14 protein-coding genes are annotated in these 15,681 nt (G+C 65.1%); 9 read left to right on the top strand and 5 right to left on the bottom strand.

The window, feature by feature from the left end; all coding sequences use genetic code 11:
• Positions 1–133 precede the first annotated feature (133 nt).
• Complete coding sequence (locus ACZ5TO_RS11785; RefSeq protein WP_184143658.1) at positions 134–358, top strand: hypothetical protein; 225 nt, start codon at positions 134–136, stop codon at positions 356–358.
• Here ACZ5TO_RS11785 and ACZ5TO_RS11780 read toward each other — a convergent pair.
• Positions 355–834 (bottom strand): hypothetical protein, encoded by a 480-nt coding sequence (locus ACZ5TO_RS11780; RefSeq protein ID WP_464798211.1) that lies wholly within the window; start codon positions 832–834, stop codon positions 355–357. The genes ACZ5TO_RS11785 and ACZ5TO_RS11780 overlap by 4 nt on opposite strands.
• Positions 835–847: 13 nt before the next feature.
• Positions 848–1,855, bottom strand: a complete 1,008-nt coding sequence (locus ACZ5TO_RS11775; RefSeq protein WP_464798210.1) for a LysR family transcriptional regulator — start codon at positions 1,853–1,855, stop codon at positions 848–850.
• A 254-nt stretch (positions 1,856–2,109) separates the two neighbouring features.
• Between ACZ5TO_RS11775 and chvE the strand changes: the two genes are divergently transcribed.
• The 7 genes from chvE to ACZ5TO_RS11740 all read left to right on the top strand — a co-directional run bounded on the left by chvE (position 2,110) and on the right by ACZ5TO_RS11740 (position 11,277).
• Positions 2,110–3,183: a multiple monosaccharide ABC transporter substrate-binding protein gene (gene chvE / locus ACZ5TO_RS11770; RefSeq protein WP_184143652.1), complete on the top strand. Its 1,074-nt coding sequence runs from the start codon at positions 2,110–2,112 to the stop codon at positions 3,181–3,183.
• Positions 3,184–3,302: 119 nt separating this feature from the next.
• Positions 3,303–4,838 (top strand): multiple monosaccharide ABC transporter ATP-binding protein, encoded by a 1,536-nt coding sequence (gene mmsA / locus ACZ5TO_RS11765; RefSeq protein WP_184143650.1) that lies wholly within the window; start codon positions 3,303–3,305, stop codon positions 4,836–4,838.
• Complete coding sequence (gene mmsB, locus ACZ5TO_RS11760) at positions 4,838–6,046, top strand: multiple monosaccharide ABC transporter permease (RefSeq protein ID WP_184143648.1); 1,209 nt, start codon at positions 4,838–4,840, stop codon at positions 6,044–6,046. Before mmsA ends, mmsB begins: the two co-directional genes overlap by 1 nt.
• 126 nt (positions 6,047–6,172) lie before the next feature.
• Positions 6,173–7,168, top strand: a complete 996-nt coding sequence (gene araD1 / locus ACZ5TO_RS11755) for an AraD1 family protein (protein WP_184143646.1) — start codon at positions 6,173–6,175, stop codon at positions 7,166–7,168.
• A gap of 56 nt (positions 7,169–7,224) precedes the next feature.
• Positions 7,225–8,658 carry an aldehyde dehydrogenase family protein gene (locus tag ACZ5TO_RS11750; protein ID WP_184143644.1) on the top strand — a complete coding sequence of 478 codons (1,434 nt, stop codon included), beginning with the start codon at positions 7,225–7,227 and terminating at the stop codon, positions 8,656–8,658.
• Between the two features lie 49 nt (positions 8,659–8,707).
• On the top strand, positions 8,708–10,447 hold the full coding sequence (gene araD, locus ACZ5TO_RS11745) for an L-arabinonate dehydratase (protein ID WP_184143642.1): 1,740 nt from the start codon (positions 8,708–8,710) through the stop codon (positions 10,445–10,447).
• 197 nt (positions 10,448–10,644) lie between these two features.
• A complete protein-coding gene (locus ACZ5TO_RS11740; protein WP_464798209.1) occupies positions 10,645–11,277 on the top strand; it encodes a polysaccharide biosynthesis GNAT family N-acetyltransferase UppQ in 633 nt (210 codons plus the stop codon).
• Positions 11,278–11,313: 36 nt separating this feature from the next.
• Here the strand turns inward: ACZ5TO_RS11740 and ACZ5TO_RS11735 are convergent, their stop codons facing one another.
• Genes ACZ5TO_RS11735 through ACZ5TO_RS11725 form a run of 3 tightly spaced genes read right to left on the bottom strand, consistent with a single transcriptional unit; the run spans position 11,314 to position 14,490 of the window.
• Positions 11,314–12,135 carry a transglutaminase family protein gene (locus ACZ5TO_RS11735; protein ID WP_464798208.1) on the bottom strand — a complete coding sequence of 274 codons (822 nt, stop codon included), beginning with the start codon at positions 12,133–12,135 and terminating at the stop codon, positions 11,314–11,316.
• 14 nt (positions 12,136–12,149) lie between these two features.
• Entirely contained in the window at positions 12,150–13,091 is a 942-nt protein-coding gene (locus tag ACZ5TO_RS11730; protein WP_464798207.1) for an alpha-E domain-containing protein, read from the bottom strand.
• Positions 13,092–13,095: 4 nt separating this feature from the next.
• The gene (locus ACZ5TO_RS11725; RefSeq protein ID WP_464800383.1) at positions 13,096–14,490 is read right to left on the bottom strand and encodes a circularly permuted type 2 ATP-grasp protein; all 1,395 of its coding nucleotides are present in this window, start codon (positions 14,488–14,490) and stop codon (positions 13,096–13,098) included.
• 276 nt (positions 14,491–14,766) lie between these two features.
• Here ACZ5TO_RS11725 and ACZ5TO_RS11720 point away from each other — a divergent pair, with 276 nt between their 5' ends.
• The gene (locus tag ACZ5TO_RS11720) at positions 14,767–15,651 is read left to right on the top strand and encodes a DMT family transporter (protein WP_464798206.1); all 885 of its coding nucleotides are present in this window, start codon (positions 14,767–14,769) and stop codon (positions 15,649–15,651) included.
• Positions 15,652–15,681 lie beyond the last annotated feature (30 nt).

Here is a 15,681-nt window from a genome sequence, read left to right as displayed (position 1 = left end):
TAATCTTTGGAACAAGTGTTCCATTTCTTGCCGGAGGCGTCAAGCCTGCGGAGCGCCGGGCGGGACACGCAAGGGCGGTTTCCCCCGGAAGAAAAACCGCCTATGTAGGCGCGCACGGCGACAGGAGACCTCCATGAAGTTCATCGATCCCGACCATCCGTTCTACCGCCCGCTCTGGCGGCGGGTGCTGCTGGTCGCCGCCTGCGCCGCCTGGACGGGCGTGGAGTTCTACAACGGCCAGCAGGCCTGGGGCATGATCTTCCTCGCCGTCACGGCCTATGCCTTTGCCAACCTCATCCTCTTCTTCAAGCCCTCGCCGCCGAAATCCCCGGAAGAGGGCGGCGGAACGGAAGGCTAGCCCCTCAGGCCGAGGCTGCGCTCCACCTCGATCCGCCGGATCGTCTCGTCGATCAGCATGTTGGCGATCTTCATGCGCAGCGTCGCGTTGGTGCGAAGGTCCGCCGGCGCGCGGTCGGGGTGGTTGTCGCGCGCGAAGGCGCGGCGGCGGGCAAGCAGGTCCTCCACGCTCTCCCGGCCCGTCAGCGCAAGGTCCTCTGCCACCTCTTCCGGCGCGGTGCGCAGGAGATGGGGCGGCGGTGCCGGTGGCGGCTCTTCGGGTGGCGGTGCCGGTTCCTCGTAGAGGTCGAGATAGGCGGCGGCGGCCTGCGGGGCCGAAACGAAGGTCTTGCCCATGCCGAGCCCGGCAAAACCGGCAGGAAGGCCGCGGACCTCCATGGCGATGTCTTCGTCTTCCGCCGGCAGGTCTTCCGCCGCTTCGCGCGCCTCGGCCTTCAGCCGCTCCAGCACCGATTCGAAAACGGTCATGCCGAACATGGATGGTCTCTCCTCAATCCGGCGAAAGCATCCGGCTGCGTTGAAGGATCAGATCATAGAGCAGTTTGGCGCTCGGGGGGAGCGCCCGGCCCTTCACGGAGATAAGGCTGTAGGGCTTGATGTCGATCTCGAAATCCGTGTTGAGGATGGAAATCTCGCCGGCCTGCGCGCCGACATCGGCGATGAAGACGGCCATGTCGCGCGCCACGGGCGCGATGGCGTTCGAGCCGCAGACGATGGCGGTGGTGAGAAGGATCGACGAGGTGTTGACGACCGTGGCGGGCAGCGGCACGCCGCCGGCGATGAACAGCTCCTCGATGCGCCGCCGAAGCAACGTGCCGGCCGGCTGGAACACCCAGTCGAAATGCGGCAGGTCGGCAAGGCCGACGACGGGTTTTTCCGCCAGCGGATGGCCCTTGCGCACGATGAGGCAGGCCTTCTCGATGCCGATTTCGGTGACGTTGAAGAGGCGCGGATTGAGGTCGTCCGGCACGCGGGCGATGATGAAGTCCTGCCGGGCGGCGAGGAGTTCGCGGGCGAGCACGTTGCTCGTCTCCACGCGCACGTTCACCTCGATGCCGGGATAGGCGGCGCTGACCTGCTGGATCGCCGGCACGGCAAGGCTGATGGCGGGCGCCGTCACCGCGCCGAGGAAGACCGAGCCGCCGGTGCCCGATTTCAGCGCCGAGAGCTCGCGGTCGACCTCGCGCAATTCCAGGAGGATGGTGCGTGCGCGCCGCGCGAAGGCGCGCCCGAAGGCGGTGAGCGCCACGCCGCGCGAGACGCGCTCGCACAATTGCGCCTTGAGGATCGTTTCCATTTCCGTCAGCATGCGCGAGGCGGCGGGCTGGGAGATGTTGAGCGCGTCGGCCGCCGCGCTCACCTGCTTGTGTTCCTCGATGGCCACGATCATGCGCAGGTGGCTGAGTTTCAGGCCGGAGCGCAGCAGGCCGATGCCCTGCAGGTCGCTGCCGCCCTCGCCGGGAAAGAGCTGTTCGTCGGCGTCTTCGTCCAAACGCATCGTTACTCCGTTCGGTAAAAATATTATATTTCCGTTGTCGTATATCAATTTTGATATCGCATTAGAAGCTTATTGCATTTGACAGTTATGGCAATTCAGGAGAGGTTTCGCGAATGTGTGCTGGGGTCCTTGGGAGTGGGGGCCGGCGGGCCTTTGCCCGACCAGTCCAGGCCGTCGTCTGAAGGCGACCCCGCCCGCGCACAGATCAAAGCCTGGCCGGGTCCGGCCAGTGCGCACAAGGGAGAGACCTTTCAATGAAAATGATCACTTCGCTTCTCGCCGCTGCCGCCATCAGCGTCGCGTCGTTCGTGGCGCCGTCGTTTGCCCAGGACAAGGGCATGGTCGGCATCTCCATGCCCACCAAGACCTCGACCCGCTGGATTTCGGACGGCGAGACGATGGAAAAGCTGTTCAAGGAAGCCGGCTACACCCCGGACCTGCAGTTCGCCGACGACGATATCCCGAACCAGCTCGCCCAGATCGAGAACATGGTCACCAAGGGCGCCAAGGTTCTCGTCATCGGCGCCATCGACGGCACGACGCTCTCCGACATCCTGCAGAAGGCTGCCGACGCCGGCGTGAAGGTCATCGCCTATGACCGCCTGATCCGCGATTCGGGCAATGTCGACTACTACGCCACCTTCGACAACTTCCAGGTCGGCGTCCTCCAGGCCACCAGCCTCGTCGACGGCCTGAAGGCCAAGTTCCCGAACACCAAGCCGTGGAACGTCGAACTCTTCGGCGGTTCGCCGGACGACAACAACGCCTTCTTCTTCTACGACGGCGCCATGTCGGTTCTCCAGCCGCTGATCGACAAGGGCGACATCGTCATCAAGTCGGGCCAGACGGGCATGGAAACCGTCGGCACGCTGCGTTGGGACGGTGCGGTCGCTCAGGCCCGCATGGAAAACCTCCTGTCCTCGACCTACACCGACGGCCGCGTCGATGGCGTTCTTTCGCCCTATGACGGCCTGTCCATCGGCATCCTGTCGGCCCTCAAGGGCGTCGGCTACGGCTCGGCCGACCAGCCGATCGCCGTCGTGACCGGCCAGGACGCCGAACTGCCGTCCGTCAAGTCGATCCTCGCCGACGAACAGTATTCGACGGTCTTCAAGGACACGCGCGAACTGGCCAAGGTCACGGTCGGCATGGTCAACGCGATCATGGAAGGCAAGGAGCCGGAAGTGAACGACACCAAGACCTACGACAACGGCGTCAAGGTCGTTCCGTCCTACCTGCTGAAGCCCGTCGCCGTCGACAAGTCGAACGCCGAGAAGATCCTCGTCGAGGACTCCGGCTACTACACGGCCGACCAGCTGAAGAACTGATCGTTCTTCACTTCTCCGGGGTTCGCGCTTTATGCGCGAACCCTCTTTTATCCGGATCGCAGAGCGAATAGGCTCGCTTTCCCTGTCACGAGGCAGGGGATGGCCGCTGGAAACTGTATATGAGCAAGACCCTTCTCGAAATGCGTGGCATCACGAAGACGTTCCCGGGCGTAAAGGCGCTCGACAACGTCAACCTGAAGGTCCGCGAAGGCGAGATCCACGCCCTTGTCGGCGAAAACGGCGCCGGCAAATCCACCCTCATGAAAGTGTTGAGCGGCGTCTATCCGGCCGGCTCCTACGAGGGCGAAATCCATTTCGACGGCGAAGTCCGTCGTTTCTCCACGATCTCCGACAGCGAGCATCTGGGCATCATCATCATCCACCAGGAGCTGGCGCTCGTGCCGCTCCTGTCGATCGCCGAGAACATCTTCCTCGGCAACGAGGTGGCGTCGAACGGCGTCATCGACTGGAAGAAGACCTTCCGCCGCACGCAGGAGCTGCTCGACAAGGTCGGCCTCAAGGAGCCGCCGGGCACGCTGATCACCGATATCGGCGTGGGCAAGCAGCAGCTCGTGGAGATCGCCAAGGCGCTCTCCAAGAAGGTGCGCCTGCTCATCCTCGACGAGCCGACCGCCTCGCTCAACGAGAAGGACTCCGACGCGCTGCTGAAGCTGCTCATGGAGTTCCGCTCGCAGGGCATGACCTCCATCATCATCTCGCACAAGCTGAACGAGATCAAAAAGGTCGCCGACCAGATCACCATCCTGCGCGACGGCGGCACGGTCGAGACGCTCGACTGTCACAACGAGGACATCTCCGAGGACCGCATCATCAAGGGCATGGTCGGCCGCGAGATGGAGGACCGCTACCCCCCGCGCGAGCCGAAGATAGGCGAGACGCTGCTGGAGGTGAAGAACTGGAACGTCTTCCACCAGCAGCACCGCGACCGGCAGTTCCTGCATGACGTGAGCTTCACGGTGCGCGCCGGCGAGGTCGTCGGCATCGCCGGCCTCATGGGCGCGGGCCGCACCGAGACGGCGATGAGCCTCTTCGGCAAGAGCTGGGGACACAAGATCACCGGCGAGGTCTTCATGCGCGGCAAGCCGGTGGACGTCTCGACGATCCCCAAGGCCGTCGAGGCGGGCTTTGCCTACGTGACCGAGGACCGCAAGCAGCTCGGCCTCGTGCTGATCGACAACATCATGCACAACACGACGCTCGCCAACCTCAAGGGCGTTTCCAGGGCGACGGTCATCGACAGCCACCAGGAGGCCAAGGTCGCCTCCGGCTACCGCTCGCAGCTTCGCATCCGCTCGCACTCGATCTACCAGGAAGCCGTCAACCTTTCCGGCGGCAACCAGCAGAAGGTCGTGCTGTCGAAGTGGCTGTTCACCAATCCCGAGGTGCTGATCCTCGACGAACCCACGCGCGGCATCGATGTCGGCGCCAAGTTCGAAATCTATTCCATCATCAACCAGCTTGCCGCCGAGGGCAAGGGCATCCTGATGATCTCGTCGGAGATGCCGGAACTGCTCGGGACCTGCGATCGCATCTATGTCATGAACGAAGGACGCATCGTGGCCGAGCTCTCCAAGGCGGAAGCAAGCCAGGAATCCATCATGCGCGCCATCATGCGCTCCGGGGAGAAACACTAATGGCCACCGATACCGCGACCAAGACGACCCAGCATTCGGTGGGCGACTACCTTCGCAAGAACATCCGTGAATACGGCCTGCTCGTGGCGCTCGTCGTCATCATGGTCTTCTTCCAGGTCGTCACCAACGGCGTGCTCTTCCGCCCGGTCAACATCACCAACCTGGTGCTGCAGAACTCGTTCATCGTCATCATGGCGCTGGGCATGCTGCTGATCATCGTGGCGGGGCATATCGACCTGTCGGTCGGCTCCATCGTCGCCTTCATCGGCGGCATATCGGCGATCATGCTGGTGAAGTGGAACATGCCGGCGATTATCGTCGTGCCGCTGTCCATCCTCATCGGCGCAGCCATGGGGGCGGCGCAGGGCTACTGGGTCGCCTACCAGAAGATCCCGTCCTTCATCGTCACGCTCGCCGGCATGCTCGTCTTCCGCGGCATGACCTATGTGGCGCTCGGCGGCCGGCCGGTCGGCCCGTTCCCGAAGGAATTCCAGATCCTCTCCACGGGCTTCGTGCCGGATTTCCTGTCGCTGACCGACCCGGCAACGAGCCTCATCAAGAACTATGTCGCGCTCATCGCGGTGCTGCTGCTCGTCGGCTACGCCATCTATGCGGGCCTGCGCGAGCGGCGCATGAACGTGCTGCACGAGACGGAGAACGAGCCCTTCACCTTCTTCGTCATCCAGATGGCGGTCACCGGCGTGGTGGCGATCTTCCTCGGCTTCCAGCTCTCGACCTATCGCGGCCTGCCGAACGTGCTCGTCATCATGGGCGTCCTCATCGCGCTCTACACCTTCGTGACGACGCGCACGACGATCGGCCGGCGCATCTACGCCATGGGCGGCAACGAGAAGGCGGCCAAGCTCTCGGGCATCAACACCGAGCGGCTGACCTTCTACACCTTCGTCAACATGGGGGCGCTCGCCGCGCTCGCCGGCATGATCATCGCCGCACGCCTCAATTCGGCGACGCCGAAGGCCGGTGTCGGCTCCGAGCTCGACGTCATCGCGGCCTGCTTCATCGGCGGCGCATCGGCCTCGGGCGGCGTCGGCAAGATCACCGGCGCGGTCATCGGCGCCTTCATCATGGGCGTCATGAACAACGGCATGTCGATCATGGGCATCGGCATCGATTACCAGCAGCTCATCAAGGGCCTGGTGCTGCTCGCCGCCGTGTTCTTCGACGTCTACAACAAGAACAAAGGCTGACCGGAAACCGGCCAGCCGCAAGGATTGCAAGAGTGCTTGACCGGCCGCCGGCGCGGCCAGTGCGGTGACGCCTGTCTGCCGCAAGTGCGGAGCTTTGGCCGAAAAGGCTTCAGGAAGGATACGGAAATGCTGATTTCGCAGGTAGCAAATGCCGATGGCTCGATCACCGTCGCGGTGCGCGAGGAGGGCGGCAAGGCCCGCGCCGTCAAGGGCGCCGGCAGCGTCTATGCGCTCGCCATGGAAGCGGCCGATAGCGGCCGCCCGCTGAAGGCCGTCATCGAGGAGAAGGGGCTTGGCGAGGAGGTCGATCTGGAAGCGGCCTATGCCGCCGGCCGTTTCCTGTCGCCGATCACCCATCCCGATGCCGCGCACCTGCACCTGACGGGCACGGGCCTTACCCATCTCGGCTCCGCCGCCACGCGCGATTCCATGCACAAGAAGACGTCGGAAGCGACTGAGGAGACGCTGACGGATTCCATGAAGATGTTCCGCATGGGCCTTGAGAACGGCAAGCCGAAGGCCGGCGAGACGGGCGTCCAGCCGGAATGGTTCTACAAGGGCAACGGCGTTGCGGCCGTCGCGCCCGGCGCCGCGCTGACGTCGCCCTCCTTCGCGCTCGACGGCGGCGAGGAGCCGGAAATGGCCGGCATCTACGTGATCGCCACCGACGGCTCGCCCTTCCGCATCGGTTTTGCCGTGTCGAACGAATTCTCCGACCACGTCACGGAGCGCATCAACTATCTCTACCTCGCCCATTCCAAGCTGCGCCAGGCGAGCTTCGGCCCGGAAATCCGCGTGGGCAGCCCGCCGGACGATATCCGCGGCTTCTCGCGCATCGTGCGCGGCGGCAAGGTGCTTTGGGAAAAGCCCTTCGTCTCGGGCGAGGCGAACATGTCCCATACCTTCGCCAACCTTGAGTACCATCATTTCAAGTACGGTCTATTCCGTGTGCCGGGCGACGTGCATGTCCACATGTTCGGCACGGCCACGCTGTCCTTCGGCGACGGCATCCGCACGGAAGAGGGCGATGTGTTCGAGATCGGCGCGGACGGTTTCGGCCTGCCGCTGCGCAATCCTTTGGCAATTGCCAAGGAAGAGACGATCGAAATCCGCCAATTGTAACCGATGCGGCGGCCCGCCCGGCGGGTCGCCGAGGGAATGACAGGAGGCCTTGCGCCATGACCATCCACCAGAACCTGATTGCCGGCGAATGGGTCGGCGCGGACGGTGTGAAGAACATCAACCCGTCGAACACCAACGACGTGATCGGCGAGTATGCCCGCGCCTCCGTCGAGGATACGAAGGCGGCGATCGCCGCCGCGAAGGCCGCGTTCCCGGCCTGGTCGCGCTCGGGCATCCTGGAGCGCCACGCGATCCTGCGGAAGACCGCCGACGAGATTCTCGCCCGCAAGGACGAGCTCGGCCGCCTGCTCTCGCGCGAAGAGGGCAAGACGCTGGCCGAAGGCATCGGCGAGACGGTGCGCGCCGGCCAGATCTTCGATTTCTTCGCGGGCGAGACCCTGCGCCTTGCCGGCGAGACGCTGCCCTCCGTGCGGCCGAACATCGGCGTCGAGATCACCCGCGAGGCCGTTGGCGTCGTCGGCATCATCACGCCCTGGAATTTCCCCATCGCCATTCCCGCCTGGAAGATCGCCCCGGCGCTCTGCTATGGCAACACGGTCGTCTTCAAGCCGGCCGAATTGGTGCCCGGCTGCTCCTGGGCCATCGTCGACATCCTCCATCGCGCCGGCCTGCCGAAGGGCGTGCTCAACCTCGTCATGGGCAAGGGCTCGGTGGTCGGCCAGACCATGCTGGACAGCCCCGACGTCAACGCCATCACCTTCACCGGCTCCACCGGCACGGGCAAGCGCGTCGCCGTCGCCTCGGTCGAGCATAACCGCAAGTACCAGCTCGAAATGGGCGGCAAGAACCCCTTCGTCGTGCTCGACGACGCGGACCTCAATGTCGCCGTGGAAGCGGCCGTCAACTCGGCCTTCTTCTCCACCGGCCAGCGCTGCACGGCCTCCTCGCGCGTCATCGTCACGGAAGGCATCCACGACCGCTTCGTCGCGGCCGTCGGCGAGCGGCTGAAGAGTATCGTCGTTGACGACGCGCTGAAGGCCGGCACGCATATCGGCCCGGTGGTCGACGAGAGCCAGCTCAAACAGGACACCGACTATATCGAGATCGGTCAAAAGGAAGGTGCGAAGCTCGCCTTCGGCGGCGAATTGCTGAAGTGCGAGACGCCCGGCTTCTATCTTTCGCCCGCGCTCTTCACCGAGGCGACGAACGACATGCGGATTTCCCGCGAGGAGATCTTCGGGCCGGTCGCCGCGGTCATCCGCGTCAAGGACTACGAGGAGGCGCTTGCCGTCGCCAACGACACGCCCTTCGGCCTTTCCTCCGGCATCGCCACCACGAGCCTCAAGCACGCCACGCACTTCAAGCGCAATGCGGAGGCCGGCATGGTCATGGTGAACCTGCCGACGGCGGGCGTCGATTTCCACGTTCCCTTCGGCGGCCGCAAGGGCTCGTCCTTCGGCTCGCGCGAGCAGGGCAAGTACGCCAACGAATTCTATACGACCGTCAAGACCGCCTACACGCTGGCGTGAGACAAAGCCGTCCGGGTTTTCCGGGCGGTCCCTTCGAGGACTGGAAGAGATGAAGAAGAAAGCTGAATGGCCGCGCAGGCTGCGCTCGCAGGAATGGTACGGCGGAACCAGCCGCGACGTGATCTACCACCGTGGCTGGATGAAGAACCAGGGCTATCCGCACGACCTGTTCGACGGCCGCCCGGTCATCGGCATCCTCAACACCTGGTCGGACATGACGCCGTGCAACGGCCACCTGCGCGAGCTCGCCGAAAAGGTGAAGGCCGGCATCTGGGAGGCCGGCGGCTTCCCGATGGAAGTGCCCGTGTTCTCGGCCTCCGAAAACACCTTCCGCCCCACGGCGATGATGTACCGCAACCTCGCCGCGCTCGCGGTGGAGGAGACGATCCGCGGCCAGCCGATGGACGGCTGCGTGCTGATGGTCGGCTGTGACAAGACCACGCCGTCGCTGCTGATGGCGGCCGCCTCGGTCGACCTGCCCTCCATCGTCGTCACCGGCGGTCCGATGCTGAACGGCTATTTCCGCGGCGAGCGCGTCGGCTCCGGCACGCACCTGTGGAAGTTCTCCGAGATGGTGAAGGCTGGCGAGATGACGCAGGCCGAATTCCTCGAGGCGGAAGCCTCGATGAGCCGCTCGTCGGGCACATGCAACACCATGGGCACCGCGTCGACCATGGCCTCGATGGCCGAGGCCCTCGGCATGGCGCTTTCCGGCAATGCCGCGATCCCGGCGGTCGATTCGCGCCGCAAGGTGATGGCGCAGATCACCGGCCGCCGCATCGTGCAGATGGTCAAGGACGACCTGAAGCCCTCCGACATCCTCACGAAGGAAGCCTTCGAGAACGCCATCCGCACCAATGCGGCCATCGGCGGCTCGACCAATGCGGTGATCCACCTGCTGGCGATCGCCGGCCGTGTCGGCATCGACCTTTCGCTGGACGACTGGGACCGCTGCGGACGTGACGTGCCGACCATCGTCAACCTGATGCCGTCCGGCAAGTACCTGATGGAAGAGTTCTTCTATGCCGGCGGCCTGCCGGTGGTGCTGAAGCGCCTCGGCGAAGCGGGCCTCCTGCACAAGGATGCGCTGACGGTTTCGGGCGAAGCGATCTGGGACGAGGTCAAGGACGTCGTCAACTGGAACGAGGACGTGATCCTGCCCGCCGAGAAGGCGCTGACGCAGTCCGGCGGCATCGTCGTGCTGCGCGGCAACCTCGCCCCCAAGGGCGCGGTGCTGAAGCCCTCGGCGGCCTCGCCGCATCTCCTGACGCATCGCGGCCGCGCGGTCGTCTTCGAGGACATCGACGACTACAAGGCCAGGATCAACGACGACAATCTCGACATCGACGAGACCTGCGTCATGGTCATGAAGAACTGTGGCCCGAAGGGCTATCCGGGCATGGCCGAGGTCGGCAACATGGGCCTGCCGCCGAAGGTGCTCAAAAAGGGCATCACCGACATGGTGCGCATCTCGGATGCCCGCATGTCCGGCACGGCCTACGGCACCGTCGTGCTGCACACCTCGCCGGAAGCGGCCGTCGGCGGCCCGCTCGCGGTCGTCAAGTCCGGCGACATGATCGAGCTGGACGTGCCGAACCGCCGCCTGCATCTCGATATTTCCGAGGAAGAGCTGGCGCGCCGGCTCGCCGAATGGAAGCCGAACCACGAGCTGCCGGAATCGGGCTATGCCTGGCTGCACCAGCAGCATGTGCAGGGGGCCGATACCGGCGCCGACCTCGACTTCCTCAAGGGCTGCCGCGGCAGCGCCGTCGGCAAGGACAGCCACTGACCTTTCCGGGCGCGGTTTCAAGGCCGCGCCCGCTCTGTTTCGTTCCGGCACGGATGGCCGCGTTCCGGTGCCGGTGGCAACGTTTCCTTTGCCCTGTCGAGCGGCTACCGCCGCGTGCAAGGAACCGGGCGCAAGCCTTCTTCTTTCAACCCCAGATACCGATCCCATCCCGGGCCGGTCGTTGAAAGGAGGGTTCCATGTTCAGGAAGAAACGCGAAGTCTCGATCTCCAGTCTCTCGGCGTCGATGCTGGTTGCGGCGGTTCTCGCCGTGCCATTTCAGGCTGATGCGCTGGATCTCGGCGTCAGCGTCGGTGGCGTCAAGGCCGATGTCGGCGCGTCCGTCGGCGGCAAGAGCGTTGCGGGCGCCGATGTCGGCGCCAGTGTCGGCGGATCGAACGGTGTCAACGCAAAGTCGAGCACCAGCATCGGCGGATCGCGCGGGCTGGTCGATTCCGGCACGACCGCCTCGATCGGCGGCGGCAACGGTGTGAACGCGGACGTCAAGGCGAATGTCGGCGGATCGCGCGGCCTGGTCGATGCGGACGTGAACGCCAATGTCGGCGGGCGTAACGGCCTTCGCGCCGGTGTCGATGCCAATGTCGGGCAGGACAGCCTGCTCGATGCCGATATCGGCCTTGGCCTCGGCGGCGGTGACGATGCCGCCGCTCCCGGCGGCGATGAACGCAACCGCGATATCCTGCGCCAGTTCTCGCAGATGCCGCAGGCCGAGCGCCTGCAACTGATCAAGCGCTGCCGCGGGGTTTCCGGCGGCGGCTACGATGCGGCGCTGGTGAAGCTCTGCCGCCTGCTGGAGACGGCTTCGCGGTGAACGGGCGGATGGCGGCAGCACGGAGGGCTGCCGCCGTCAGCTCTGGCTTTGCGACTGGCTCTGCCCGGCCGCCTCGACCTTGATGGAAACGTTCATCGTCTCGGCCGCCTTGCCCATCACCATGCCGGAGACGGGTGCGGCGTCCTTGTAGTCGAGGCCGGTGGAGAGGCGGATATAGCGCTCGTCCGGGCAGATCTTGTTGGCCGCGTCGAAGCCGACCCAGCCGAGGCCCTGAAGGTGCACCTCCGCCCAGGCATGGCTTGCCGTCTGCTCCGGGTCGTCCATCAGCAGGTAGCCCGAGACGTAGCGCGCCGGGATGCCGAGATGGCGGGCGGCGGAAATGAGGATATGGGCGTGGTCCTGGCAGACCCCCTGCTTCTTCTCCAGTGCCTGTTCGGCGGGCGTGTCGGATGCCGTCTCGCCGGGCCTGTAGGCCACGGTCTCGTGCAGCATGCCCATCAGCGCGTGCATGCGGGCAAGCTCGTTGTCGCCGTTCGCCGCCTTGGCGAGCTCGCGCACCAGCTTGCCGGGCTTGGTGAGCGGCGTCTCGCGCAGGTAGAGCCAGAGCGGCACGAAGCCCTGATGCGGGCCGTAGACGCCGGCCCGGTCCTCCGTCTCCACCTCGCCCTCCGCGACGATGCGGATCGACACCTGCTCGGCATTCGTGCTGACGAGGTCGACATGGTTGCCGAAATGGTCGGTATAGCCGGCCTCCACATGGGCGCCCTGGACGGTGGTCTTCCAGTTGCGCACGGTCTGGCCCGGCTGGCTCTTCGGCGTCAGGCGAAGCCGCTGCAGGGAATACTGCACCGGGTCGTCATAGTGGTATTCCGTCACATGGCTGATCTTCAGTCGCATGGCTTGGCTCCGGTCTACCGATAGAAACGGTAGCCTTCGGAGACTTCTTCCCCGAGGCGGTTGTTTTGGACGATGAACTCCTCGATGAACTCGTGGAGCCCCTGGTCCATGATGTCGTTGATGCTGCGGCTCCTCAGTGCCGCAAGCGTTGCCGCCGCCGTCTCGTGCGCGGCGTGCTTCTCGCCATAGGCCTTGGCGAGGTAGCCGAGGTTGCTGACGATCTTGTCGTAGCTGTAGGCGAGCGAGCGCGGCATCCGGTCGTTGAGGATGAGGTAGTCGGCGATGTTGGCCGACGAATAGTCCCCGTCATAGACCCAGCTATAGGAGCGGTGCGCCGAGACCGAGCGCAGGATCGATTCCCATTGCATGTTGTCGAGCGAGGAGCCGACCTTGGCGATGGCCGGCAGCAGCACGTAGTATTTCACGTCGAGGATGCGGGCGGTGTTGTCCGCCTGCTCGATGAAGGTGCCGATGCGCGAGAAGTTGTAGACATCGTCGCGCAGCATCGTGCCGTGGAAGGCGCCGCGGATGAGGCCGGTGCAGCGCTTGATCATGCCGATCGCCTCCGGCATGTCGGCGGCGCGCACGCGCTTGGCGAGCGTGTTCTTCAGCTCGATCCAGCACTCGTTGGTCGCCTCCCAGGTCTCGCGCGTCAGCGCCGTGCGCACCATGCGGGCATTGTTGCGCGCCGCCTCGATGCAGGACATGACGCTCGACGGGTTGGCCCGGTCGCGCAGCAGGTAGTCGATGGCATCGGCGCCGGTCAGCGTGCCGTGCACGGCGTCGAAATCCTCGCGCACGCCGGCGCTTTGCAGCACGCCGTCCCAGTCCTCGTCGGAGGAGCCGGAGCGCGTCAGCGCCATGCGCAGGCCCGCGTCGATGAGGCGGGCGATGTTCTCGCCCCGCTCGATATAGCGGAACATCCAGTAGAGGCCGTTCGCAGTCCGTCCCAGCATCGGCTCAGTCCTCCAGAACCCAGGTGTCCTTCGTGCCGCCGCCCTGGCTGGAGTTGACCACCAGCGAGCCTTCCTTCAGCGCCACGCGGGTCAGCCCGCCGGGAATGATCTGCACCTTGTCGGAAACGAGCACATAGGGCCGAAGGTCGACGTGGCGGGGCGCGATGCCCTTGTTGACGAGGATCGGCACCGTGGAAAGCGAGAGCGTCGGCTGGGCGATGTAGTTGCCGGGCCGGCTCTTGAGCTTTTCCGCGAAGGCGGCGCGCTCCTTCTTCGAGGCGGTGGGGCCGACCAGCATGCCGTAGCCGCCCGAGCCGTGCACCTCCTTCACCACGAGCTCCTCGAGGTGCTCCAGCACGTATTTCAGGCTGTCCTCCTCCGAGCAGCGCCAGGTCGGCACGTTTTCCAGCATGGCCTTGCGGCCCGTGTAGAACTCGACGATCTCCGGCATGTAGGAATAGATAGCCTTGTCGTCGGAAATGCCGGTGCCGGGGGCGTTGGCGATGGTGATGTTGCCGGCGCGGTAGACATCCATGATGCCGGGAATGCCGAGCGCCGAATCCGGCCGGAAGGTGAGGGGGTCGAGGAAGTCGTCGTCGACGCGGCGGTAGAGCACGTCGATCGCCTCGTAGCCGCGGGTGGTGCGCATCTTCACCCGGCCGTCGACGACGCGAAGGTCCGAGCCCTCCACCAGCTCCACGCCCATCATGTCGGCGAGGAAGGCGTGCTCGTAATAGGCGGAGTTGAAGATGCCGGGCGTCAGCACCGCGACGCGCGGCTTGCCCGAACAGCCGGGCGGCGCGAGCGAGGCAAGGCTCTGGCGCAGCAGCTTCGGGTAGTCCTCGACCGGGCGCACCTTGTTGATATGGAACAGCTCCGGGAACATCTGCATCATGGTTTCCCGGTTCTCCAGCATGTAGCTGACGCCGGAAGGCGTGCGGGCATTGTCCTCCAGCACGTAGAACTGGTCCTCGCCCGTGCGCACGATGTCGGTGCCGACGATGTGGGTATAGACGCCGCCCGGCGGCTTGAAGCCGATCATCTGCGGCAGGAAGGCCTCGTTGCGCTCGATCAGCTCGCGCGGGATGCGGCCCGCCTTGATGATCTCCTGCTTGTGGTAGATGTCGTCGAGGAAGGCGTTGAGGGCGATGACCCGCTGCTCGATGCCCTGGGCGAGCTTGCGCCATTCGCGGCCGGAAATGATGCGGGGGATGATGTCGAAGGGGATGAGCTTTTCGGCGCTGTCGGCGTGTCCGTAGACCGCGAAGGTGATGCCGGTTTTTCGAAAGAGGTTCTCGGCGTCCCTCGACTTGGCGATCAGGCGCGCCCGATCCTGTGTTTCGTACCACTCGTGATAGGTCTGGTAGGGTTGCCGCGGACCGGAGCCCGCATTCATCATTTCGTCAAATGCCAAAGGCGTGTTCCCCATTTTTCGTCATTTGAGTACAACGCCTCGGGCAATGCAAGAACCATGCTCCATGAGCGTTCAATAAATTTCACACCGCTTTGGAGGCGTTGGCGCGGGCTTTTGCAGCGGGCTGCCGCGTCCGTGGGCATATGCCTGAAAAGGCATCGGACCGCTTTTCCTTGAACCTAAGCATCAAGGAAATTCCTTTGACCCCTGCGGCCGCTCCGCCTATCGCTCCCGCACCGATTGTCCTCCTCCGGAAGCTCCATGACCCTCGATCGCCTGGCCCCGGCCATCTTCGTCCTGCTCTGGTCGACCGGCTGGGTCGTCGCCAAGTTCGGCGCCATCGTCTCCGAGCCGCTGACCTTCCTTTCCATCCGCTATCTCACGGCGGCGGTGCTCTTTGGAGGATTGTGTCTCGCCTCCGGCGTTTCCTGGCCGCGCGACGGGCGCACCGTGCTCCATGCGCTCGTCTCCGGCACCTTCCTGCACGGGCTCTATCTCGGCGCGGTCTGGTGGGCGATCGGCGAGGGCGTGCCGGCGGCGCTCTCCTCCATCATCGCCGCGCTCCAGCCGCTGATGACGGCGCTTGCCGCACCCTTCGTCATCGGCGAGCGGCTGAGCCTGCGGCAGAAGCTCGGGCTCGGGCTCGGCTTCCTCGGGGTGCTGCTCGCCGTGCTGCCGAAGTTCTTCGGCGCGGGGGCGGCGGAGATGCCGGCCTTCGCCATCGTCGTCAACATGCTGGGCATGGCCGCCGTGACCTACGGCACGATCTACCAGAAGCAGCACCTGCAGAAGGGCGATATCCGCGCCATCGCCACCCTGCAATATATCGGCGCGCTCGCCGTCACCTTCCCCTTCGCGCTGGGGCTGGAAAGCCTGCATGTCGATTTCGGCCTTGCCTTCCTTGCGCTGCTCGCCTGGTCGGTGCTCGGCATATCGATGGGGGCGATCCTGCTGCTGCTCTACCTCATCCGCCGCGGGCAGGTCTCGCGCGCCGCCTCGCTCATCTACCTCGTCCCGCCCATCGCCGCCCTGCAGGCCGCCGCGATCTTCGGCGAGGAACTGACGGTGCCGATGATCCTCGGCACGGCGATCGTGGTGGCCGGGGTGTACCTCACCAACCGCAAGGACGTCGCGCCGGCGGAGTAGTTGGCGCTCGGTGGGTGTGGCACAAACGAA

It is taken from the genome of Shinella sp. Sh6 (genome assembly GCF_055392685.1).
This window is presented reverse-complemented; position numbering and strand designations above follow the sequence as displayed.

What these genes read in the sequence shown, in the direction of transcription:
- ACZ5TO_RS11785 (WP_184143658.1), top strand. Translation starts at nt 134, where the DNA reads ATGAAGTTCATCGATCCCGACCATCCGTTCTACCGCCCGCTCTGGCGG.
- ACZ5TO_RS11780 (WP_464798211.1), bottom strand. Translation starts at nt 834, where the DNA reads ATGTTCGGCATGACCGTTTTCGAATCGGTGCTGGAGCGGCTGAAGGCC.
- ACZ5TO_RS11775 (WP_464798210.1), bottom strand. Translation starts at nt 1,855, where the DNA reads ATGCGTTTGGACGAAGACGCCGACGAACAGCTCTTTCCCGGCGAGGGC.
- chvE (WP_184143652.1), top strand. Translation starts at nt 2,110, where the DNA reads ATGAAAATGATCACTTCGCTTCTCGCCGCTGCCGCCATCAGCGTCGCG.
- mmsA (WP_184143650.1), top strand. Translation starts at nt 3,303, where the DNA reads ATGAGCAAGACCCTTCTCGAAATGCGTGGCATCACGAAGACGTTCCCG.
- mmsB (WP_184143648.1), top strand. Translation starts at nt 4,838, where the DNA reads ATGGCCACCGATACCGCGACCAAGACGACCCAGCATTCGGTGGGCGAC.
- araD1 (WP_184143646.1), top strand. Translation starts at nt 6,173, where the DNA reads ATGCTGATTTCGCAGGTAGCAAATGCCGATGGCTCGATCACCGTCGCG.
- ACZ5TO_RS11750 (WP_184143644.1), top strand. Translation starts at nt 7,225, where the DNA reads ATGACCATCCACCAGAACCTGATTGCCGGCGAATGGGTCGGCGCGGAC.
- araD (WP_184143642.1), top strand. Translation starts at nt 8,708, where the DNA reads ATGAAGAAGAAAGCTGAATGGCCGCGCAGGCTGCGCTCGCAGGAATGG.
- ACZ5TO_RS11740 (WP_464798209.1), top strand. Translation starts at nt 10,645, where the DNA reads ATGTTCAGGAAGAAACGCGAAGTCTCGATCTCCAGTCTCTCGGCGTCG.
- ACZ5TO_RS11735 (WP_464798208.1), bottom strand. Translation starts at nt 12,135, where the DNA reads ATGCGACTGAAGATCAGCCATGTGACGGAATACCACTATGACGACCCG.
- ACZ5TO_RS11730 (WP_464798207.1), bottom strand. Translation starts at nt 13,091, where the DNA reads ATGCTGGGACGGACTGCGAACGGCCTCTACTGGATGTTCCGCTATATC.
- ACZ5TO_RS11725 (WP_464800383.1), bottom strand. Translation starts at nt 14,490, where the DNA reads ATGATGAATGCGGGCTCCGGTCCGCGGCAACCCTACCAGACCTATCAC.
- ACZ5TO_RS11720 (WP_464798206.1), top strand. Translation starts at nt 14,767, where the DNA reads ATGACCCTCGATCGCCTGGCCCCGGCCATCTTCGTCCTGCTCTGGTCG.